20 protein-coding genes, 1 rRNA gene, 1 other RNA gene and 1 other annotated feature (1 of these 23 running past the window's edge) are annotated in these 22,166 nt (G+C 42.2%); of the genes, 2 read left to right on the top strand and 20 right to left on the bottom strand.

All coding sequences use genetic code 11. From position 1 onward, the window contains the following. From BRLA_RS00235 to ffs, 8 genes are all read right to left on the bottom strand, one after another. On the bottom strand, positions 1 to 270 hold the full coding sequence (locus BRLA_RS00235) for a pro-sigmaK processing inhibitor BofA family protein (protein ID WP_003333937.1): 270 nt from the start codon (positions 268 to 270) through the stop codon (positions 1 to 3). 17 nt (positions 271 to 287) lie between these two features. Next, positions 288 to 524: a DUF2508 family protein gene (locus BRLA_RS00230; RefSeq protein ID WP_003343392.1), complete on the bottom strand. Its 237-nt coding sequence runs from the start codon at positions 522 to 524 to the stop codon at positions 288 to 290. Positions 525 to 554: 30 nt separating this feature from the next. Beyond that, positions 555 to 1,520, bottom strand: a complete 966-nt coding sequence (locus tag BRLA_RS00225; protein ID WP_003333939.1) for a CPBP family intramembrane glutamic endopeptidase — start codon at positions 1,518 to 1,520, stop codon at positions 555 to 557. Between the two features lie 231 nt (positions 1,521 to 1,751). Further along, on the bottom strand, positions 1,752 to 2,348 hold the full coding sequence (recR, locus tag BRLA_RS00220) for a recombination mediator RecR (RefSeq protein WP_003333940.1): 597 nt from the start codon (positions 2,346 to 2,348) through the stop codon (positions 1,752 to 1,754). Positions 2,349 to 2,385: 37 nt separating this feature from the next. Next, entirely contained in the window at positions 2,386 to 2,697 is a 312-nt protein-coding gene (locus tag BRLA_RS00215; protein WP_003333941.1) for a YbaB/EbfC family nucleoid-associated protein, read from the bottom strand. A gap of 35 nt (positions 2,698 to 2,732) precedes the next feature. Further along, positions 2,733 to 4,514, bottom strand: coding sequence for a DNA polymerase III subunit gamma/tau (gene dnaX, locus BRLA_RS00210; RefSeq protein ID WP_003333942.1), 1,782 nt, complete (start codon positions 4,512 to 4,514; stop codon positions 2,733 to 2,735). Positions 4,515 to 4,683: 169 nt separating this feature from the next. Further along, positions 4,684 to 6,117, bottom strand: a complete 1,434-nt coding sequence (locus tag BRLA_RS00205; RefSeq protein WP_003333943.1) for a PAS domain-containing sensor histidine kinase — start codon at positions 6,115 to 6,117, stop codon at positions 4,684 to 4,686. A 199-nt stretch (positions 6,118 to 6,316) separates the two neighbouring features. Continuing rightward, an RNA gene (gene ffs / locus BRLA_RS22910) (signal recognition particle sRNA large type) lies at positions 6,317 to 6,582 on the bottom strand. 191 nt (positions 6,583 to 6,773) lie between these two features. On the opposite strand from ffs, the gene BRLA_RS00200 reads away from it, so the two are divergent. Further along, the gene (locus tag BRLA_RS00200; RefSeq protein ID WP_003333944.1) at positions 6,774 to 7,502 is read left to right on the top strand and encodes a pseudouridine synthase; all 729 of its coding nucleotides are present in this window, start codon (positions 6,774 to 6,776) and stop codon (positions 7,500 to 7,502) included. Between the two features lie 14 nt (positions 7,503 to 7,516). On the opposite strand, the gene tadA is transcribed toward BRLA_RS00200, so the two are convergent. The 11 genes from tadA to guaB form a co-directional block, all read right to left on the bottom strand. After that, the gene (gene tadA / locus BRLA_RS00195) at positions 7,517 to 8,017 is read right to left on the bottom strand and encodes a tRNA adenosine(34) deaminase TadA (protein WP_003333946.1); all 501 of its coding nucleotides are present in this window, start codon (positions 8,015 to 8,017) and stop codon (positions 7,517 to 7,519) included. Positions 8,018 to 8,209: 192 nt separating this feature from the next. Further along, entirely contained in the window at positions 8,210 to 9,001 is a 792-nt protein-coding gene (locus tag BRLA_RS00190) for a sigma-70 family RNA polymerase sigma factor (RefSeq protein ID WP_003333947.1), read from the bottom strand. Then, complete coding sequence (gene rsbW / locus BRLA_RS00185) at positions 8,952 to 9,452, bottom strand: anti-sigma B factor RsbW (protein WP_003333948.1); 501 nt, start codon at positions 9,450 to 9,452, stop codon at positions 8,952 to 8,954. Before rsbW ends, BRLA_RS00190 begins: the two co-directional genes overlap by 50 nt. After that, positions 9,449 to 9,805 carry an STAS domain-containing protein gene (locus BRLA_RS00180; RefSeq protein ID WP_003333949.1) on the bottom strand — a complete coding sequence of 119 codons (357 nt, stop codon included), beginning with the start codon at positions 9,803 to 9,805 and terminating at the stop codon, positions 9,449 to 9,451. The genes rsbW and BRLA_RS00180 overlap by 4 nt, the downstream gene beginning before the upstream one ends. A 389-nt stretch (positions 9,806 to 10,194) precedes the next feature. Continuing rightward, complete coding sequence (gene aceA / locus BRLA_RS00170; protein WP_003333950.1) at positions 10,195 to 11,478, bottom strand: isocitrate lyase; 1,284 nt, start codon at positions 11,476 to 11,478, stop codon at positions 10,195 to 10,197. Between the two features lie 23 nt (positions 11,479 to 11,501). Further along, positions 11,502 to 13,115: a malate synthase A gene (gene aceB / locus BRLA_RS00165; protein ID WP_003333951.1), complete on the bottom strand. Its 1,614-nt coding sequence runs from the start codon at positions 13,113 to 13,115 to the stop codon at positions 11,502 to 11,504. Positions 13,116 to 13,566: 451 nt separating this feature from the next. Continuing rightward, a complete protein-coding gene (gene serS / locus BRLA_RS00160) occupies positions 13,567 to 14,850 on the bottom strand; it encodes a serine--tRNA ligase (protein ID WP_003333953.1) in 1,284 nt (427 codons plus the stop codon). A 49-nt stretch (positions 14,851 to 14,899) separates the two neighbouring features. Continuing rightward, positions 14,900 to 15,140: a binding site (T-box leader), on the bottom strand. A 109-nt stretch (positions 15,141 to 15,249) separates the two neighbouring features. Continuing rightward, positions 15,250 to 15,852, bottom strand: a complete 603-nt coding sequence (gene pdxT / locus BRLA_RS00150; RefSeq protein ID WP_003333954.1) for a pyridoxal 5'-phosphate synthase glutaminase subunit PdxT — start codon at positions 15,850 to 15,852, stop codon at positions 15,250 to 15,252. 1 nt (position 15,853) lies between these two features. Beyond that, positions 15,854 to 16,738: a pyridoxal 5'-phosphate synthase lyase subunit PdxS gene (gene pdxS, locus BRLA_RS00145; protein ID WP_003333956.1), complete on the bottom strand. Its 885-nt coding sequence runs from the start codon at positions 16,736 to 16,738 to the stop codon at positions 15,854 to 15,856. A 156-nt stretch (positions 16,739 to 16,894) separates the two neighbouring features. Next, complete coding sequence (locus tag BRLA_RS00140) at positions 16,895 to 18,190, bottom strand: D-alanyl-D-alanine carboxypeptidase family protein (protein WP_003333957.1); 1,296 nt, start codon at positions 18,188 to 18,190, stop codon at positions 16,895 to 16,897. Positions 18,191 to 18,563: 373 nt separating this feature from the next. Then, positions 18,564 to 20,024, bottom strand: coding sequence for an IMP dehydrogenase (guaB, locus tag BRLA_RS00135; protein WP_003333958.1), 1,461 nt, complete (start codon positions 20,022 to 20,024; stop codon positions 18,564 to 18,566). A 107-nt stretch (positions 20,025 to 20,131) separates the two neighbouring features. Here guaB and BRLA_RS00130 point away from each other — a divergent pair, with 107 nt between their 5' ends. Then, the gene (locus tag BRLA_RS00130; RefSeq protein ID WP_003333959.1) at positions 20,132 to 21,235 is read left to right on the top strand and encodes a YaaC family protein; all 1,104 of its coding nucleotides are present in this window, start codon (positions 20,132 to 20,134) and stop codon (positions 21,233 to 21,235) included. 98 nt (positions 21,236 to 21,333) lie between these two features. Here the strand turns inward: BRLA_RS00130 and BRLA_RS00125 are convergent. Next, positions 21,334 to 22,166: ribosomal RNA gene (locus BRLA_RS00125) — 23S ribosomal RNA — on the bottom strand (it continues 2,097 nt past the right edge of the window).

Raw genomic sequence — 22,166 nt, 5'->3', positions numbered from 1 at the left:
TTAGCCTAGCAGAAAGAGTCGAATAACGATCAGTGCAAGTAAGCCCGGAATCCGTAGAAAGCCTGCTATAATAGCTGTTACGGGATTAATCGGTACATAGAATCCCGCCATCTCACCAAAGAAATTAGAGAAATACAAAAGGATCGCACCAATAATGACATTTAGAGCAATCGTTCCCGTCCAACGCAATGGACGGGAAACTGATCTGCTAAGCGCCACCAAAACAAGGAACCCAATGATCATTCCAGCTATCATAATCTCCGTGTTCATTTCGCCATCCTCTCCCTCTACGCTTCTCTTTGTTTCTCATTTCGACGGCGTATTTGTTTGAGCAGATACATGTATCGCTTTTCAGCCAGACGGTATTGGTAAATAAAATGGTCAATCTGTTGAAATCCTTCCGAGACATCCACATGCCGCTGAGCATTTTGCCAATACTGTAGGGCACTAGCAATCGCTTCCTGTAAATGATAAGGCTGCACCTGCGGCTCTTTCAAACCCGTGTTCCTCTTCAACCATTTCATACAAGTTCCCCTTCCCTCTATTCATCAGGTTTATGATTGATAAGAAAGAATGACACTAACTACATTGTTGATTGAATGCAAAATAATCGAGGCCCACAGTGAGTGAAAGCGATGACGGACAATTCCAAGGGACAACCCAATTATAAATAAAGGTAGAAATAAGGCTATATCAATATGAATAATAGCAAACCAAAAGCTCGCGATCAGGATTCCCCAGAAAGCTCCCCACTTTTTCACAAGATAAGTCTGAAGAACCCCGCGAAACATCATTTCCTCTGCGATCGGGACAAATAAGCCTGTCATAAAAAAGGACAAAAGAATCGTTAGCAAGCTGTTTTGCTTGGCATCCCTTATTTCACGGCTGATTCCTTCCTCACGTGCAGAGCTTAACGATATGTGAAAAAGGTCAGCCAAAGGGGCCACCACATAGCTCAGCAGGAATGTAATCCCCAAATAACAGCCGATGATAAAGAAAAACATTTTCCCGACATCAGTTGGACTTTGAAAGCCTATTGATTCTAACCGACCTCGAAACCAAATGAAACAAAACATACACAAGAAAATTTGCAAGGAAGCAGATTCAAATAATCCTCCTATACTTCCTGTTGTAAAAAGCGGATAGCTCAAAAGCCCCGTCCCATATAAGAAAATGGAGGCATTATAAAAGATTTGCATAAATGCGATTGCATGTATAAAATCCGTACCGTTTACCTCTGTATGACCAGTCCAAGTAGAGACGCGCCGATCTCGAATCAAAGCAATAAAAAACAAAACACTCGTAAGCAATGTAAGGAATATATTCCCCCATAACAATAAAACTTGTATTGTTTCCATATTGGCTAGCATATGGATTTCCCAGGTACCGTCTGCCTTTCGCAAGATTGACGTTGCTGATAGTTGAACGCCTATATACAGAACATATTGAAAGGTTAATACCCAAGCCCATTTTACAGAGCGCCTTCTTACCGTTGGCAGAAATGGCATGTAAGGTTGCATTCATTCACTCTCCTACTCTTTAGGTTATGCCTCGTCCTAGTAAAAAAGCACTTTCTTTCCCTATAAAAAATACTTCCTGACCAAATGTAGTTTTTTGTACTAGGAACTTACTTTCTCTATTAATAAATGTGGGTCTGTCCAAGCTATAACCCCATTGAAGCATAAAATATCTTTTATTACCTCATATAACAAAAAGGCGCATGATTTCTCATGCACCTCTTATCCCTATTATTATAATTCCCGGCGACCTTCTAAGGCTTTAGTCAATGTTACTTCATCGGCATACTCTAAATCCCCACCGACAGGTAGACCATGAGCAATACGGGTGACACGAATGCCAAAGGGTTTTACTAAACGAGAAATATACATAGCTGTAGCTTCCCCTTCAATATTAGGGTTTGTAGCTAAAATAAGCTCTTGTACTTGTTCATCACCTAAGCGTTTGAGCAGATCGGGAATATGAATATCTTCAGGACCAATCCCATCCATAGGTGAAATGGCACCATGCAGAACGTGATAATACCCCACAAATTCTCTGGTCCGTTCCATGGCAACCAAGTCTTTTGGTTCTTGAACGACACAGATGATAGAGCCATCACGGCTTTTATCGCGGCAAATCTGACAGGGATCCGAATCGGTGATATTATTACAAACCGAGCAATAGTGCAGTTGCCGTTTGGCGTTAACCAATGCTTTTGCTAAATCAAGTACGTCATCTTCCTTCATGCTTAACACATGAAAAGCTAACCGACTTGCTGTTTTTGGTCCAATGCCCGGCAATTTCATAAATCCTTCTATTAATTTCGAGACGGGCTCTGGATAAAACACAATGACCTACTCCTTTACGGGAGCTTATGCTGGCAAATTAGAACAATCCAGGAATGTTCATGCCGCCAGTAAAGCGTCCCATTTCTTTTCCAACTACTTCATCAACATTTTTCATAGCATCGTTAATTGCAGCAAGAACTAGATCCTGCAACATTTCCACGTCTTCTGGGTCAACTACTTCTGGATTGATTGTTACATCAATAACCTGCTTATGTCCATTCGCTTTTACAACTACAGCGCCACCGCCAGCTTTACCTTCTACTACTCTTTCCTTCAATTGTTCTTGTGCTTTTTGCATCTCATCCTGCATTTTTTTAACTTGTTTCATCATTTGCTGCATGTTTTTCATTCGTAATTCCTCCTTTAAATGTATGTGTTCGTGCTTTATTCCTTAATGTGTGTCAATCGTTCTCCAGCGACCCGAATCGCTTCAGCTATAAATGGGTCTTCTGGGGGCTCATCTGACCCTGAGAGATTGGAATGCGTTTGTTCTCCCCGGACATTTTCCCACTCGTCTTCTGTTATGGATAGAAGCTGAAGTGGTTTACCTGTTACAGTAAGAAACGCACGCTCGACAATACCTCTTAGCTCTGGTTCCATTGTTTTTTCACAATGAATCGATCCTTTAAAAGTAACGATTACGGCATCAGAGCTAGCAACGGTTGGCTGACCGCTTACAACCCATGCATGATATTTATAGTGGACCTTTTTCACTTCGGATAAAATTTGGCCCCACGCACCACGGATTTTTTGGGAAAGTCCCTCATCCACTTGGCGAACAGCTTCACGTACCTTCGTCATAGAAGTCTTCGAACCGCCTGTAGCCGGCATAGCTCGTCGGACCTCTCGTTGTTTTCCTTCTTCTGAAGCCGCTTTTCCTCCTGCTACAAGATTTCCCTGTAGAATTTGGGTTAGTTTCTCTTCTAGCATTTTTACACGCTCGAAAAGAGGAGCCACATCCGGACTAGACACCGCCTGAGTCCCTCCAGAAGCAGTGTTTGGTACAGCGCGCACACCTGCTCCATTACCAGCCTCCATTGCTTCTTGCCCTACAGATATAGAACCGGCTGTGGAGGACGAGGCAGATAGGTGGCATAAGCGAACCAATGTCATCTCTACCAAAACTCGTGCGAACGTTGACCATTTCAGTTGGGTCAAGGCCTGATTAAGCTGTTCTATTACTTCATATAAAACAGGCAGAGCAAAGCGGTTGGCTACCTCTGGGAATTTTTCATCAATTAGTGTACGCTCCATGATTTCTTCCAGATTAGGGGCTGTTTTATATAACAACATATCCCTAAAATAAAACAGCAGGTCTTGTAAGAACTGTTCAGGGTCTTTTCCCTGAGACATAATCTTCTCCAGTTCTTCCATTACCCCCGTTACATTTTGTTCAGAAATCATACGACCAAGTGTGGAAAAATAAGCTTGGGACACAGCCCCTGTAATCTTTAACACGTCAGATGCGCTTACTTGATTCCCGCTATAACTAATAGCCTGATCTAGCAAACTAAGTGCATCACGCATTCCACCCTCAGCCATTTTCGCAACTAGCTTGAGTGCTTGTTCCTCAGCTTCAATTTGTTGAGCATCACATATATGCTGTAAACGCTGAGTCATTTCAGCTAGCGAAATGCGATGGAAATCAAAGCGCTGGCAACGTGAAATAATGGTTGCTGGCAGCTTATGCGGCTCGGTCGTCGCTAATATAAATAGTACGTGCCCGGGCGGTTCTTCTAATGTTTTTAACAGTGCGTTAAACGCCTCTGTTGTCAGCATGTGTACCTCATCAATGATGTACACTTTATATTTTACTTCGCTTGGTGCAAATTTGACCTTATCACGTATATCTCGGATTTCTTCGACACCACGATTGGATGCAGCATCAATCTCCAAGACATCGGTCACTGAACCTTCTGTTATTGCTATACATGCTGGACATTGGTTACAAGGTTCACCATCCTGTGGATTTTGACAGTTTACTGCTTTTGCCATAATCTTAGCGGCACTGGTCTTCCCTGTACCCCTTGGTCCATTAAACAGGTAAGCATGCGAAAGTCGCCCCTCGCGAAGAGCATTTTGCAAGGTTGTTGTGACATGAGTTTGTCCAATCACATCACCAAAGGTTTGCGGTCTATATACCCGATATAGCGCTGTATAAGCCATCCTTGCTCACTCCTTCTCACCTGTTGTCAAACCTTTTGCATCTTATTTATTATACTATAAGCAATAGCCTTTTTCCAAAGTTGGTTACACCAAACCATATTTCCGCTCAAATAATATAGCGCCCGGCCCCATCTCTCATACCTGAAGATGCCCCGAACGCTATGTTTTTTTAGATATATGATAATAAAATGTGAAAGGTTGTTCCAAATCCTTTAGAGGAGACACGAATTTGTCCTCCAATATCATGAATGATTTTTTGGCAAACAGATAATCCTAGCCCAGTTCCTTCATCCTTTGTTGTGAAAAAAGGATCGAAAATCTTATCGATTAAATATCCAGGTATCCCAGGACCTGTATCTTGAATATTTAGACTAATCTTATTGCACTCCTCTTCATAATGGTATGATACCGTCAGAGTTCCTTCATTCCCCATTGCTTCCATTCCATTTTTACAGATATTTAAGAAAACCTGCTTTAATAATTCAGCATCACCGACAACCATTGGTAAGGCCTCTGTCCCTGTATAACGAACCTCAATTCCATGCAACAGTGCTTCATTTTCAACGATGGGCATGATTTCTTCAAAGACAGTATGTAAACTGATCATTTGATATTGAACATCGCGAGGTTTACTCAGAAGCAGAAATTCACTTACTAATGAATTAATCCGGTGTAGCTCCGTTAACATAATATCAGTAAAGGTCTTTTCTTTATCCATCCCATTTTCCTTGAATGATTGCTGAAACATTTGTAAAAAACCTTTGATTGAGGTTAACGGATTTCTTATTTCATGGGCAGTCCCTGCCGCTATCTGACCGATCATCGCCAGCCGGTCACTCCGTTCAATCTTTTGTTCTAATGAACGCATATTGGTCACATCTTTGAAGATAACATAAGCTCCAACAATTTGACCTACTTCATTATGCAAGGTATTAGAGTCTACTAAAAGCTCGTAACGTTGCTTTTGATTTGTCCAGGACATCGCTTTATTTTGGAATTTTACTCCTTCTAAAAGCTCTCGCTGTACTAGTCGCTGCTCCTCAGGAATCCCCGCAAAAACCTGATCAATATGCTGGTTTAATACAAGCACTCGATCTACACCTAATATTTTACAGGCTACTTGACTTATATCGACCAATCGAGCCTGAACATCTAGAACGACGACACCCAGGTTAATTTCAGAGGTGAGCTGGTTAGCCATGCGTTGAGATAGGGATATGGATAAATCCTTGGTAAGCTGGAAGAAATGAAGAAAATAGATCGGCTCCCCATTTTTATAAGAAATTGTAATCATAACAGGTGTTTTTGATTTTTTCCCCTGAACATCCTGATAAATCATTTCTGTTGGCTTTAATGACTGTTTTTCTTTTTCTAATAAACTATCATAAAGATGTCTAACAGAATTCATATACGGTACTACTTTTTGAAATGGTGCAGCGATGATCTGTTCGTAGCTAAACCCTGTTGCCTGCATTAATGCTTCACTCACTTCTAAAATGAGACCCTGTCCATCAACTATGAGCAAGGCGTGTTTGATATGCTGTGAGTATTGTTTTAGTCTTGAGAAAGCATGGCACTTCTGTGACGTTATGATTTTCTCCAACTGTTGCCTCTCCCCTTCCCCATTACTTACAATAAGCGTTTATGACTTTTCGTAGACTTCAAATAGAGATTCGGCAACAAAATGGTAAGCCCCTGCTTGTATGGAATAGTTTTCCTCCAAAATATATCGCTACTCTTCGCCAGGTAACAACAAAAAACGCCACTTATTAAAAGTGACGTTCTAGTTATATGTATAGATGCCGTGCACCTATCATTGATACATTCCATCCGAGCGTTACTTATACAATTGACTCAGACCAGGCTACCCTACGGCACACGCAAGGTCCTACTTATGGCTGCTTCCTTCCGGACCTGACCAGGTTCATAGGTTCACGTTGCATAGGACCCAATCCTCAACACCAACGGTATAAGGCAGACCTCACATAAAATGACCGCTGATAGGAATTCAATCCTGCTATTGCGGATTGCAGGTTACAGGGCACCGCAACCTCCCCATCTAGCACGGCAAACTTTATAAACAAAGTACTGAAAACCTTTTGCTTACATAGCATACCATAATAGAATTGGGATAAGCAAGCGATAAACAAATCCAGCACAGGAAAAAGCAAGCAAGTATATTTCCAGAGCGTCTCCTTGATTTTCGTTATCAGATCAGCCAATATAGGGAGAAAGGAAGAACAAAGTGAGGCTGAATGAATGAAACGTGAACGTCTAGATAAGATATTAGCTAACACAGGAAAAGGAACTCGTAAGGAAGTAAAACAACTGATTAAACAGCGCATCGTTACCGTTGATGGTGTCGTGGCTACCGATCCTGGCATGCACGTCATTCCAGAGCAACAGCATATAGAAATTGATGGTGTACCTCTTCAATTCAAACGTTGGGTATTCGTCATGCTTAATAAACCAGCCGGTGTCATTTCAGCAACTGAGGATGCTCTACATGAAACAGTTGTCGATTTGTTGCCAGATGAATGGAGACATAAGGTACACCCTGTAGGTCGTCTCGATATCGACACAGAAGGACTTCTCCTTCTAACCAACGATGGACAACTCTCCCATAGCCTGCTTTCTCCGAAAAAGAAAGTAGACAAAGAGTATTTTGCCCAGATTCAGGGACGTGTTACAGAGGAGCATATCGCTGCTTTCAAGCAAGGTGTAACGTTGGATGACGGTTATGAAACCATGCCAGCTACTCTCGAAATTCTTCATTCAGGGGACATTTCAGAGATTCACGTGACCATCATGGAAGGAAAATATCATCAGGTAAAGCGTATGTTTGCCGCTTTCGACCTTAAAGTGATTTATTTGAAACGTGTTCGTATGGGTCCTCTCCTACTCGATGAATCACTTGAGCTAGGTGAATTCCGTGAACTGACCGAAGAAGAATTGAACTCCTTGCGAAAAGGACAAGAAGCCGAGTAAGCGAAGAGCAGAATTTAATCAGTTTGTGTGAGGGAGATGTTCTTTGCATCTTCCTTCTTCTTTTTTCGCAGTTGTCGGAAAAAATCCTTAAGCATCATCTGACATTCTTCTTGTAATATCCCTGCCCATACAGGCACCTGATGGTTAAATCTTGGTTCAGCGCATAAATTCATCAAGGTTCCTGCACAGCCGGCTTTTGGATCAGTTGCCCCGTAATAAACCTGTTCAATGCGACTTTGCACAATTGCGCCTGCACACATCGGACATGGCTCTAGAGTCACATACAGGTCACAGCCGATTAAACGCCATCCTCCTAGTTTTTGACTCGCTTCCCGGATCGCAATCATTTCGGCATGTAAAGTCGGGTCTTTTTGCGTTTCACGCAGATTGTATCCTCTGCCGACAATCTCTCCCTTTCGTACGATAACCGCACCGATCGGAACCTCTCCTAACGCTGCTGCCTTTTTTGCTTCATTCATCGCTTCTCTCATAAATCTCTCGTGTTGTGGTTCCATCTATCATCACTACTTTCCGTACCCATTTTCTATTATTCTTCAGTATAGCTCGCGAGTTATTGAACTTCAAACTCTTCACTCTGATCGATCACCATCTACAATCCCCTGCTTATTTGTTAGTAATCCTTGTAAGATCATACTCATTGACAAACAAAAAGTGGGCGAGTACCTTGACTCACCCACGTGTCTTCTCTATTTTTTTGAAGCAATATGACCCGTCGATAATAGATCGCGTAGCTTTTTAACCGCTCTTTTTTGGATACGGCATACACTCATCTGTGAAATCCCCAATTCATTAGCAATCGTTCGCTGTGATAGACCATCTATGTATGCAGAATATATGACTTTTTGTTCCTCTTCTTTTAATTGCTCTAATGCCTCTCTTAAATCTAACTGATTTTCGAGCGCTCCAAAATCGTCCACTGGTGAACTGACTAAATCTCCAATTGTCGACCCGCCCTCGTCTGTATTTAGAGGAGCATCAAGAGAAGTTAGTTGGTAATACTCACGACCAGCTAATACCTCAATTGCTTCTTCTACAGACATTTCCATTTTATCAGCAATCTCTCCAACGTCTGGAGATCGCTCCAATGTAATGGTTAACTCATCAATAACCTGTTGAATACGTGCGCCTTTTTCCTTAATGCGACGTGGCACCTGAACATACCAAGATTTATCTCTTAAATAATTTTTCATATGCCCAATTAAACTTTTCATCGCATAAGGCTCAAAAGCAAATCCTAAACTAGCATCAAATTGCTCTAATGAGCGGAGTAATGATATCTGCCCAATCTGATATAAATCCTCATAAAAATCCCGACAGTTACGAGAGATCTTTTTAGCCGCCATTTTAATCATAGAATCATAATGCATTAATAAATCTGTAGCCAGTTCTTGGCAGCCTGTATCCTGATACCTTCGTATCTTTTCCAGATCACTCTCTACTATCCCGGGAGATGACGCTAACATTGGATTCTGCTGCATGCGTATTCCCTCCTAGACTTCCGCCAAGCCATTTAGTAAGTACCACCTCTGTACCATGATCGTTTGATACCTCTACCTCATCCATCAGTGCCTGCATCATGTAAATTCCTAATCCGCCAGCCTTAATATCCGCTATTTCTTTATCGTGTAAAGAGTCCGCCTTTTCAGACACCGTTTGATAATCAAAGCTCTCTCCATAGTCTTTAATAACAATGCGCAGGCTATCAGGAGCGGTCTCGAATGCCACGTCAATAAAACCTTCTTCCATTCCTGCATAGGCATGAACAATAACATTATTACAAGCCTCTGATACAGCTACTTTCATATCCTCAATTTCTTCAAAAGAAAAGCCCATTCTGGTTGCTAATCCATATAAAGAAAGCCGAACTACATCGATAAAGTCAGCATGAGCAGGTATGGTCATACGGACTAATTTATTTTGAGCAATCATGCCGTTCCTCCTGTCTTATCCATACGTGATTCCTTTTGTGGCATTAAAAACTTCGTAATTCCAATCATATCGAATAGACGCTGGGTCTTAGGAGAAACTTCCTCTACATTCAAAGTTGTTCCCATTTCATTTCGCATTTTGAGAAAGGAAATAATAATTCCTATCCCTGTGCTATCGATATATCGTAAATCTCGTAGATTTAAGGTTAATGTTTTGTCTTTTTGTATAACGAGGGGCTCTACAACCGTTCGAAAATAAGGAGCCATCGATAAATCAAGCTGGCCCTGTAGGAATACAATTGTCCCTGACTCGGTTTCCTGCTGCGTCACTTCAAAAATATTCGTTGGGTTCATTCTCTTTATCACCTCTGCATTAATAACTAATCTGTTATCATGTAACCACATTTATCTGCTATTGAATCAGTCGAAAAGCATTTCATCCATCTCTTTGACGATAGGAAAGATTGGGAGAATCCCACTTAATGAGATTCCCCCATGCGCATAAAAAGACAATCGACATTACTGATGTAAATCGTGAAGAGTCATCTTCGAAAAAGAAGAGCAAAATTCGCCGCAGAAACAACCAAAACCCGTTTACTATACTTTTCATAAAACATAACCGCATCGTTTTGCTACTGCATGAAAAAGAGCAGGGTAACTTTTAAAAAGGAACCTGCTCTTTTTTGTATTCATATCGTCTGGTTGTATCATCTTTATGCCAGCTTATCGCTAAACTCCCGATCCTATCTACTGCCTGAAAATTGCTCTTCTTCTGTTGAGCCATGCAGGGCTGTCGTGGAAGAAGTACCGCCTGAGATGACTTGAGCGACTTCATCGAAATAGCCTGTGCCCACCTCACGTTGATGTCTTGTTGCGGTATATCCCTTCTGCTCACTAGCAAACTCTGCTTGCTGTAACTCTGAGTATGCTGCCATACCTCGATCCCGATAGCCGTTAGCTAGCTCAAACATGCTGTGGTTAAGCGCATGGAACCCAGCTAGAGTAACAAATTGGAACTTATACCCCATCTTTCCGATTTCCTGCTGGAAGGAAGCGATGGTCTCCTCATCTAGTTTCTTTTCCCAATTGAAGGATGGAGAACAATTATAGGCTAATAACTTATTGGGATATTTCTCACGAATCGCTTCGGCAAAACGTCTAGCTTCTTCTAAATTAGGTTCAGATGTCTCGCACCAAATAAGATCTGCATAAGGCGCATATGCCAGCCCTCTGGCAATCGCTGCATCTAGTCCTCCACGTATTTGATAGAATCCTTCTGCTGTACGATCCCCTGTCAAAAATTCCTGATCGCGCGGATCAACATCGCTGGTTAACAGGTAGGCCCCATTGGCATCGGTACGAGCTATCACGATGGTTGGCACACCCATCACATCCGCAGCAAATCGTGCAGCTATTAAATTTCTAACGGCTGCCTGAGTAGGAATTAAGACCTTTCCCCCCATATGACCACATTTTTTCTCAGAGGCTAATTGATCCTCAAAATGAACACCTGCTGCGCCAGCTTCAATCATCGCTTTCATTAATTCAAATACATTAAGTGGTCCACCAAACCCTGCTTCCGCATCCGCTATGATTGGTGCGAACCAATTGACATCTTCCTTTCCTTCTGAATGAGAAATTTGATCGGCCCGCTGGAACGCTTGATTAATTCTTTTTACCACTTGTGGGACACTGTTAGCTGGATATAAGCTTTGATCGGGGTACATGTGGCCAGAAAGGTTGGCATCAGCAGCGACTTGCCACCCGCTTAAATAAATAGCTTTTAACCCCGCCTTCACTTGCTGGATTGCTTGATTCCCCGTTAAAGCTCCCAAAGCATGAACATAATCCTCTGTATGCAGCAGATTCCAAAATCGATCTGCCCCTAGCTTTGCCAAGGTATGCTCGACTTGAATGGAACCGCGTAAGCGAACTACTTCCTCAGCCGAATATGGTCTTGTAATCCCTTCCCAACGTTTAGACTCCCAAGACTGCTCCAAATCCTTTATCTGCTTCATTTTAGTCATTTTTCTCCACTCCTCTTCCTTTTTTAGATGTACTCATACGCTGGTATCGTAATGAAAGGCATAAATTCTTCTGCCTGAACAACCTCTTTAAACAAAGTAATCGCTCGGGAAAACTCTCCCGCCTCAAAACGTTCGGGGCCAATTTTCTGCTTTAAAACAGCGATTTCCTCTTGGATCAATTCCTCTACCAATTCCCATGTAATTTTAGGGCCATCTATTAATTTTCCATTTGGATGCCGAATCCACTGCCAGACTTGAGCACGAGATATTTCCGCCGTAGCCGCATCCTCCATGAGGTTATTAATTGGTACTGCCCCCATTCCCCTCAGCCATGCCTCTATATATTGAATCGCGACGCTAATATTTGTCCGTAACCCCTGCTCTGTAATCGTCCCCTCTGGAACAGCAAGTAGGTCTGCCGCACATACCTGTACATCGGTTCTCTTTTGATGCAATTGGTTAGCTGAAGGCATGATTTGATCAAATACACTCATAGCAACTGGGACCAGACCAGGATGCGCAACCCATGTGCCATCGTGACCGGCCAGTGCCTCCCTTTCTTTGTCGAGCCTTACCTTCTCAAAAGCTGCTTCATTCGCTAACACATCATTGCGAACAGGAATTTGTGCTGCCATTCCTCCCATCGCATGAGCATTACGTTTATGACACGTCTGAATAGTTAGATCGCAATAAGCTTTCATAAAAGGAACAGACATGGTTACTTGAGCGCGGTCAGGGAAGATAATATTGCTGTTTTTGCAGAATTTTTTGATAAAACTAAAAATATAATCCCATCGTCCACAGTTAAGTCCAGCACTGTGATCCCGCAGTTCATACAAAATTTCATCCATTTCAAAGCTTGCAAGAATTGTTTCTATAAGCACTGTCGCTTTAATCGTTCCTTGTTCAATCCCTAGTCTTTGCTGAGCAAATATAAAAACATCGTTCCATAGCCTTGCTTCTTCGTGGCTTTCTATTTTCGGAAGATAAAAATACGGGCCGGACCCTATTTCCAAAAGCTTTTTAGCATTGTGATAAAAATAGAGCCCAAAATCCACAAGACCAGCTGACATAGGTTGACCATCTACATAAATATGCTTCTCCTGTAAATGCCAGCCGCGCGGTCTCACTAACAACGTAGTGATTTGCTCCTTTAATTGATATACTTTTCCTTCGTTACTAGTAAAAGAAATCGTGCGGTTAATGGCATCCCTCATGTTGATTTGACCTTCTATCGTATTTCGCCAAGAAGGGGAATTGGCATCCTCAAAATCGGCCATAAAAGCTTTAGCACCTGAATTGCAAGCATTGATGACCATTTTCCGATCTGAGGTAGGACCAGTAATTTCAACCCGACGATCCTGTAAATCAGCGGGAACAGGAGCAATCGTCCAATCCGCTTCCCGAATGTCTTTGGTTTCCTCTAAAAAGTGAGGCATTTTCCCTTGGTCAAATTCCTGTTGTCGTTCTTCTCTTTTTACCAAAAGTTCCTGTCGTCTCGCTTCAAACAATCTTGACAGCTCAGCTAGAAAAGCTACTGCATCTGGTGTCAATATTTCTAGATAACGTTCATTCATCTCTCCGGTAATTTGAACGTCAGTTGGATACGGTTGAATTTCAGTTAAAATTCTTTCCATTTTCAACACTCCCCTCCGTATAACTGCCTCAATTATTCAACTAATCCTGATCCACTACATGTACAACAACTGATGAAACCATGTCCCTGGCATGAGACACAGTAACCTCCCTCGTGTGAATGACCTTTCCCCTTGCAATGTGGGCAATCGTTTTCGCCATTTCCATTACATTTGTAGCAGTCCATCTTGCATCCTCCTTATCCTGTGTAAATCTGTATTATAACAATCAAAGTTTATATAAATTAATATATAACAGTTAATTCCGAATTGGCAATCTTTTTTACATGAATTTTCCAATAAATTGTTTTTTATCATAAAAAACCCTTAATCCAATAGCTTTTTTTACACTCAAAATCACAAAAAAACTGGTAGCCGCCTTTTAAATAGACAACTACCAGTTATGCTTTTACCTATGAAGTTTATTGCTACCACTCAAACTGTACTTATACAGTTATTTCTTAGCTATAATCCGATCCATTCCACCCATGTAAGGACGCAATGCTTCTGGAATTACAACAGAACCATCTTCCTGTTGGTAGTTTTCCAGTATAGCTGCTACTGTACGACCCAATGCCAAGCCAGAGCCATTCATTGTATGCACGAATTCAGGCTTGCTTTTTGCATCGCGACGGAAGCGAATATTGGCACGGCGAGCTTGGAAATCTTCAAAATTAGAGCAAGAAGAAATCTCACGGTACGTGCTATAGCTTGGAAGCCATACTTCCAAATCGTATTTTTTCGCAGCTGTAAATCCAAGATCACCTGTACACATGCTCATGACACGATATGGCAGGCCAAGCATTTGCAACACGGTTTCCGCATTGTTTACCAGCTTTTCTAGCTCTTCATATGAATCCTCAGGCTTCACGAACTTCACAAGTTCAACCTTATTAAACTGATGCTGGCGAATCAATCCACGTGTATCACGTCCAGCTGACCCAGCCTCAGAACGGAAGCATGCACTAAATGCATTATACTTAATCGGAAGTTGAGCCACATCAAGAATCTCATCACGATGCATATTTGTAACAGGTACCTCAGAGGTTGGGATCAAGAAATAATCTACCCCATCAATCTTAAATGCATCCTCTTCAAACTTAGGCAATTGCCCTGTCCCTGTCATGCTAGCGCGATTAACCATATATGGCGGCAATACTTCTTCGTATCCATGCTTGTCTGCATGAAGATCCATCATGAAGTTGATTAGGGCACGTTCTAAGCGAGCACCCATGCCTTTATAGAAAACAAAACGGCTTCCCGTTACTTTAGAGGCTGTTTCAAAATCAAGAATACCTAACGCATCGGCTACCTCCCAATGCGGCTTTGGTTCAAAGCTGAAGGTCGAAGCATCTCCCCACACACGATGCACTACATTGTCATCTTCAGTTGTACCTATTGGCGTGCTTTCATGCGGCAAATTAGGAAGGCTTAATAGAATGACAGTGAGCTGTTCATCTAACTCGCGCAGCTCTTCATCCAATGCCTTAATGCGTTCATTCACTTGCTTCATCTCAGAAATCAAATGATCTGCATTCTCTTTATTACGCTTTAATACAGCTACCTGTTCTGATACTGTATTACGTTTATTTTTTAGCGTATCGCCTTCTTGAATAAGCTGTCTACGTTTTTCATCCACTTCAGCAAACTGATCCAGTGCGGAGATATCCTCATTACGGTGCGCCAATCGACGTCTTACTTCTTCAAGATCCTGACGCAGTATTTTTACGTCTAACATGTAAAACCCCTCCAAATTTTAGACAAAATAAAAAACACCCATCCCACTTACCAGGGACGAATGTTAACTCCGCGTTGCCACCCTCATTGATAAGCCATATTGCTCTGCCGTAGGTAAGCAAGCTGGTCTTATCCTCTTCATTCCACGTAAATAACGGTACGCGAGACCGGGCAAAGTTATGTCCTTTACCACTCAAAGATGGATTCTTCTGCCCATTGGGTCGATTCGCACCAACCATCGACTCTCTTAACCAATTAAAACAGAGTACTATTTCTTATCAACATGTTTTTTATGGGTGTTTTTCTTGTTATTAAATGTACTACATGATGTAAGCAATTGCAAACAATGCTCTATGTCCATTTTACACGCTCTGTTTTATTTTGAAAAGAAGAAAGCACCCTATACGGATGCTTTCCCTGTTGTTTGATATTCATTCACCATGTCTAAAAAATATTTATGCAATCGATAATCATCTGTTAGTTCTGGATGAAAGGATGCCGCCAAAAATTGCCCTTGGCGAGCCGCTACGATATTGTCTTCATGCTTCGCCAGCACTTCACCCTTATTGCCGATTTTCAGGATAAGAGGCGCACGGATAAAGACCGCTGGAAAGTCGGAAGCTACGCCAGCAATTGGCATCTTGATTTCAAAGCTTTCCTTTTGCCGCCCAAAAGCATTTCTCGCTACCTTCATATCCATTAAACCTAGATGGGCTTCTGGTGCATGTTCAATTTCATTTGCAATTAAGATAGCGCCTGCGCATGTTCCAAAGACAGGCTTCTTCTCATTCGCAAACTGACGAATCGCATCCATAAAGCCGTATTTATGCATGAGCTTACTAATTGTTGTACTCTCGCCACCGGGAATGATCAAGCCATCTATCTCAGATAGCTCGTCCACCTTTTTAATTGCGATTGCTTCTGCACCTGCCAACTCAAGCATGCGCATATGCTCTGCAACCGCACCTTGTAGGGCGAGAACACCGATTCTTGTCTTACTCATATTACCAGCCGCGCTCCTGCATGCGCTCAGCCTGCGGCAACTTGGAAATTTCGATTCCGGTCATCGCAGAACCAAGGTCTTTCGAAACGCGTGCAATCAATTCGTAATCTGTATAGTGTGTAGTCGCTTCTACAATAGCACGTGCGAATTTTTCAGGATTCTCGGACTTAAAGATACCGGAACCTACAAATACGCCATCTGCGCCTAATTGCATCATCAAAGCAGCATCAGAAGGTGTAGCAACACCACCAGCCGCGAAGTTTACAACAGGAAGCTTTCCTGTTTTGTGAATTTGCTCTAACAATTCATACGGAGCTCCAAGATTTTTCGCTTCAGCCATTAATTCATCATAAGACATGCTTTGCACTTTACGGATTTGTGATTGCATCGTACGCATATGGCGAACAGCCTCAACAATGTTTCCTGTTCCTGGCTCCCCTTTTGTACGAATCATAGATGCACCTTCTCCGATACGACGAAGAGCTTCACCCAAATCACGCGCTCCACAAACAAATGGCACTGTGAAATCTTTTTTATTAATATGGTACAAGTCATCAGCAGGAGTAAGTACTTCGCTTTCATCAAGATAATCTACTCCCATAGATTCAAGGACACGTGCTTCTACAAAATGACCAATACGTGCTTTTGCCATTACAGGAATCGTAACCGCTTTTAATACTTCCTCTACAATTCCTAGATCAGCCATGCGCGCTACGCCACCGGCCGCACGAATATCAGATGGAACGCGTTCCAGTGCCATAACGGCTACTGCACCCGCAGCTTCCGCAATTTTAGCTTGCTCGGCGTTAACAACGTCCATAATTACGCCGCCTTTTTGCATTTCTGCCATTCCACGTTTAACACGATCTGTACCTACCTGTACCATCAGTGAGCCTCCCCTATAAGTGAACATCCCTACAAAAGGATTAGATTTGCAACATTGTTTTTATTGTAAACCAATCAGAAAAAGTAGACAACATATCTTGACAGAATATTTGCCTTCTTTTAAAGTTCTGCCCTCCGCAGCACTACCCCTGCTTGATTAGCCAACAATACTTTTAAACAGATTAGCGATAAATTCGAAGATACTTCTAAAGAATAGGCGAATCCAGCTACCTTCTTCTACATCCTCAGCAGCTATTAAATCTACTCCGCCCTTTTGATTGCTTGGCATCAAATAATCGCTTTTTCCTTCTGTATCAAGGTAGACTGTTCCAATCACGTCACCTTTTTTAATAGGCGCGGTCAAAGGTTTATATTCTACACGCGGCGTTACTTTCGCTTCTTCTCCGATTTTACCCACAACATTAACTGATTTAGCAGTAATAGCCGGAACCTCTAGAGATACACCCTTTTTAAGTGGCGCATTTTCAAATCCTGGAACAGGAACGCCTTTTCCCAGTTTTTCCGTAGCTTTGTAGGTGCTATAGCCATAATTTAATAACTTTTTGGTTTCTTCAAAACGGCTTGTTTTTGTTTTAGCTCCCATGACAACTGTGATCAGGCGCATTCCATCACGATAAGCCGTTCCCGTAAAACAAAATTGTGCTGCATCGGTATAACCAGTTTTAAGACCATCTACTCCAAGCGTTTCATTCGGCAAGCCTGGAAGCATCCAGTTATTGTTTGCTAGCTTGATTTCTTCTTTTTGACCTTCACGGAACACCCAGCGCGGGATTTTAGAAATTTCTAATGCCTCAGGATAATCACTCACTAAACGATCCGCCAAGATAGCTGCATCACGTGCAGACATCACATTATCCTTGCTCGTATCCGCTGGTTTATAAGGTCCTAATTCATTAGCAGGCAATCCAGTGGATGTAACAAAAAACGTATTTTTCATCCCAATCTCTTGGGCTTTTTTATTCATCATGTCTACAAAGTTGGCTTCAGTTCCACCAATCTTTTCTGCTAACAGGGCTGTAGCATCGTTAGCTGAGGCAATCGCCATAGCTTTATATAGTTCACTCACCTTGTGACTTTCCCCAGCATTTAAGTACACGCCTGAGGAATCCTTCTTTTTGGCAATAAAGAAAGCATAGTCACTAACAGGTACAAGTTCATCTTGTTTAATTTTACCTTTTTTAATAGCCTCTAATACCAGATACTCTGTCATCATTTTAGTCATACTAGCTGGTGGTAATGGCTGATCTGGGTTTTTACTGTACAAAACCTTTCCCGTTGATGCCTCGACTAAAATTGCTGAACTCGCCACTAGATCAAGATTGGCAGCCGTCTCAGCAGCAGAAGCCTGCATTGCTCCTCCCACAATGGATAGCATACCAATTGCACCAGCCAATAAAAGTTTGCTTACTCTTGCTGTCCATTTGTGCATCATGTCTACAATCACTCCCCCTACTTTTAAAAATATCCTTTTTTCTTTTTTCCTGTTGAACACAGTCTTTAGTCTATCATACTAAAAGCCGTTGTTTGAAGAGCACCAGACGCATCTCCATGAGAAAAAGAACTGGTAATCGTATCCATGCGGAAAACCCTTCTTTTAACCTGACGTTCTAAAAGGATATTTGGATTCAGATTTTCTTTTTTTATTTAGGACATCGTTTCGAGCTGCAATCCTATATGGTAATGAACTACTCTACGACTTATATTCTAGTCTTTTGGATTATATAAAAAACAAAAGGACTCCCAAATGGAAAGCCCTTTTGTCTTACCTTGCTTGTTAGCTTGGTAAAGCGATCGTTGCCCTATCCTTATGAAATAGAGTAGTTCGGAGATTCTTTTGTAATTTGAACATCATGCGGATGGCTTTCGCGCAAGCCTGCACCAGTAATACGAACGAAAGTAGACTTGTCACGTAGATCAGCAATGGTTGCCGCTCCACAATAGCCCATACCAGCTCTTAGACCACCAACAAGCTGATACACAACATCAGCCAAAGGCCCTTTATAAGCTACGCGTCCTTCAATACCTTCAGGAACAAGCTTCTGAGCATTCTCCTGGAAGTAACGATCTTTACTTCCCGCTTTCATAGCGCCAATGGAGCCCATTCCACGATACACTTTAAAACGGCGTCCTTGATAAATCTCAAATTCACCTGGAGATTCATCTGTACCTGCAAACAAACTACCAATCATGATAACAGATGCACCAGCACCTATAGCTTTTGCTAGGTCACCAGAGTATTTAATACCACCATCAGCGATAACTGGAATATTATATTGACGCGCTGCGGTCGCACATTCATAAATCGCTGTGATTTGTGGAACCCCAATACCGGCAACAACACGAGTCGTACAAATGGAACCAGGACCAATTCCCACTTTAATAACAGAAGCTCCTGCTTCAATTAGGTCCTTCGTAGCTTGTCCAGTAGCGACGTTACCAGCAATAATCGTTAAATCAGGGTAAAGACTGCGGACCTTCTTAACGGTCTCTAGAACCCCTTTAGAATGGCCGTGAGCTGTATCAATAACTAGTACATCAATTCCTGCTTGTACTAAAGCTTCTGTACGCTCAAATGTATCATTGGATACCCCTACTGCTGCCCCGCAAAGCAATCGTCCTTGCTCATCCTTCGCTGCATTCGGATATTGAATAAGCTTTTCGATATCCTTAATCGTAATAAGCCCTTTTAAGACATTATTTTCATCTACCAAAGGTAGCTTTTCGATTTTATGCTTCTGTAAAATTTGTTCAGCTTCTGGCAATGTAGTGCCTACAGGTGCTGTAACTAGATTTTCTTTAGTCATTACATCTTTGACCATGATGGAGAAGTCATGTACAAAACGTAGATCACGATTTGTTAAAATACCAATCAATTGGTTTTGATCGTTAACGATTGGTACACCGGAAATACGATATTTACCCATGAGGGCATCTGCATCTGCAACAGTGTGGTTTTCAGTTAACGAAAATGGGTTTGTTATAACACCACTTTCAGAGCGCTTTACGCGATCTACCTCACTTGCTTGCTGTTCAATGGTCATATTTTTATGAATGATACCTAGACCGCCTTGACGAGCCATTGCAATAGCAAGTGCAGATTCGGTTACTGTATCCATACCGGCGCTGATTAATGGTATGTTGAGTTTCACCTTTTTGCTTAATACTGTGGATACATTAACGTCTTTTGGAAGCACTTCTGATTTAGCTGGTACCAATAATACGTCATCAAAAGTTAAGCCTTCCTTAGCAAACTTATTTTCCCACACGGTTCAAGGACCCCTTTCAGCCGAAAATCTTTTCATCAGTGTAGCAAACGGCTCAATTTAATGTCAAGGAATGCTTATATTGTTCGCTTTTATAGGAGAAAATATAAATGTTTCTTAGATTCCATAAGAATATCATTTATAAAAGTGAATATTCGGAAAATAAAGGGGTAATTTTCTCCATGTCTCTTCAAGATGTCTGGCAACAGCTTTCTATTATGGAAACAGAGCCTACTTCACGATCTTTTCTTACAGCCTCTTATCATAGAATGGGCTTACAAAATCCTGAAAAGCATGCCTTTCAAAACAGTACTCGTTTTTTATATACCTGGATGCAGGCTAGACATTATTATGAAATGGCTGCGAAAAGCTCTTTATTAATTAAGCCTCTCTTATTATTTTACGGATGCGTTCATTTACTTAAGGGTCTAATCCTTGCCAAAGATCCAGATTATCCCCAGAACAGTCGCATGCTACAGCATGGTGTTACAGCACGAAAAGTTAAGAAAAATCCCTACCATTTACTAGATGATGAAATGAAACCCCAAAAGGAAGGCTTCTTTCCACATCTATGTCGACTCCTTTCGATCCATCCCATATCGGATCGTTATCGAGTAAGTGATCTTTTCTTATCAATACCTGAGCTTCGTGAGGAAATGGACCATTTTCAAAAACCAAGTCCTTGGGTAGCTGTGTCAATCATGACAGAGCGACCCTTTGTGTTTGCTCTGCCTCATGCTAGCCAAGGGGCACTTTCTTATTCAGACGAAACCTTGCAGCATTATTTAAATCGTCTATTTACTGCTACTAATAATCAAGGAACCTCCGGAAGCTTTCCTTTATTCTGTACCCTTAGACAAAACACCGATAAAGTTAGGTTCGCTCCCCCTTCAACTTCATCTATTTCGAATCAGGGACGACTTTTTGAGTGTGATGACCGAGTGTCTCTGTTTGAGCATCCCCTCTTTTCAATAGATCAGAATAGAAATATTTATCTTTGGAATGATATCGAGAATCATCCTGTTCCCCAATTTGCAAATCATTATTTACTGCTCTATGGTCTAAGCATGCTTTGTCGTTATGAAAGCGAATTATGGGGAGATCTAGTGTTGTCACATCAGTATGCAGAAAAATTATTAATAGATAGGTTCTGCAAGCATCATATGGGAATTTTCCCCTATATGGTAGAACAGCAATTACAACTCCTTAAATAATCTGTTCACACACCAAAAAAGCTAGTTACCATGAATGGTAGCTAGCTTCTATCTTTATTCCCTGAAAACTGGATAATGAAAGTCAGCATAAAGGCAATGTGGATAAGTCCTCGACCGATTAGTATTCGTCAGCTCCATGCATTACTGCACTTCCACACCGAACCTATCAACCTCATCGTCTATAAGGGGTCTTACTAGCTTGCGCTATGGGAAGTCTCATCTTGAAGGGGGCTTCACGCTTAGATGCTTTCAGCGCTTATCCCGTCCGCACATAGCTACCCAGCTGTGCCACTGGCGTGACAACTGGTGCACCAGAGGTGCGTCCATCCCGGTCCTCTCGTACTAAGGACAGCTCTCCTCAAACTTCCTACGCCCGCGACAGATAGGGACCGAACTGTCTCACGACGTTCTGAACCCAGCTCGCGTACCGCTTTAATGGGCGAACAGCCCAACCCTTGGGACCTACTTCAGCCCCAGGATGCGATGAGCCGACATCGAGGTGCCAAACCTCCCCGTCGATGTGGACTCTTGGGGGAGATAAGCCTGTTATCCCCAGGGTAGCTTTTATCCGTTGAGCGATGGCCCTTCCATGCGGAACCACCGGATCACTAAGCCCGACTTTCGTCCCTGCTCGACTTGTAGGTCTCGCAGTCAAGCTCCCTTGTGCCTTTACACTCTACGAATGATTTCCGACCATTCTGAGGGAACCTTTGGGCGCCTCCGTTACTCTTTAGGAGGCGACCGCCCCAGTCAAACTGCCCACCTGGCATGGTCCTTCCACCCGATAAGGGCGGCAAGTTAGAAACTCCGTACATCAAGGGTGGTATCCCAACGACAGCTCCACGAAGGCTGGCGCCCTCGCTTCACAGCTTCCCACCTATTCTGTACATGATGCACAAAGTTTCAATACCAGGCTACAGTAAAGCTCCAT

This window comes from Brevibacillus laterosporus LMG 15441 (assembly GCF_000219535.2).
Taxonomy (GTDB): domain Bacteria; phylum Bacillota; class Bacilli; order Brevibacillales; family Brevibacillaceae; genus Brevibacillus_B; species Brevibacillus_B halotolerans.
This window is presented reverse-complemented; position numbering and strand designations above follow the sequence as displayed.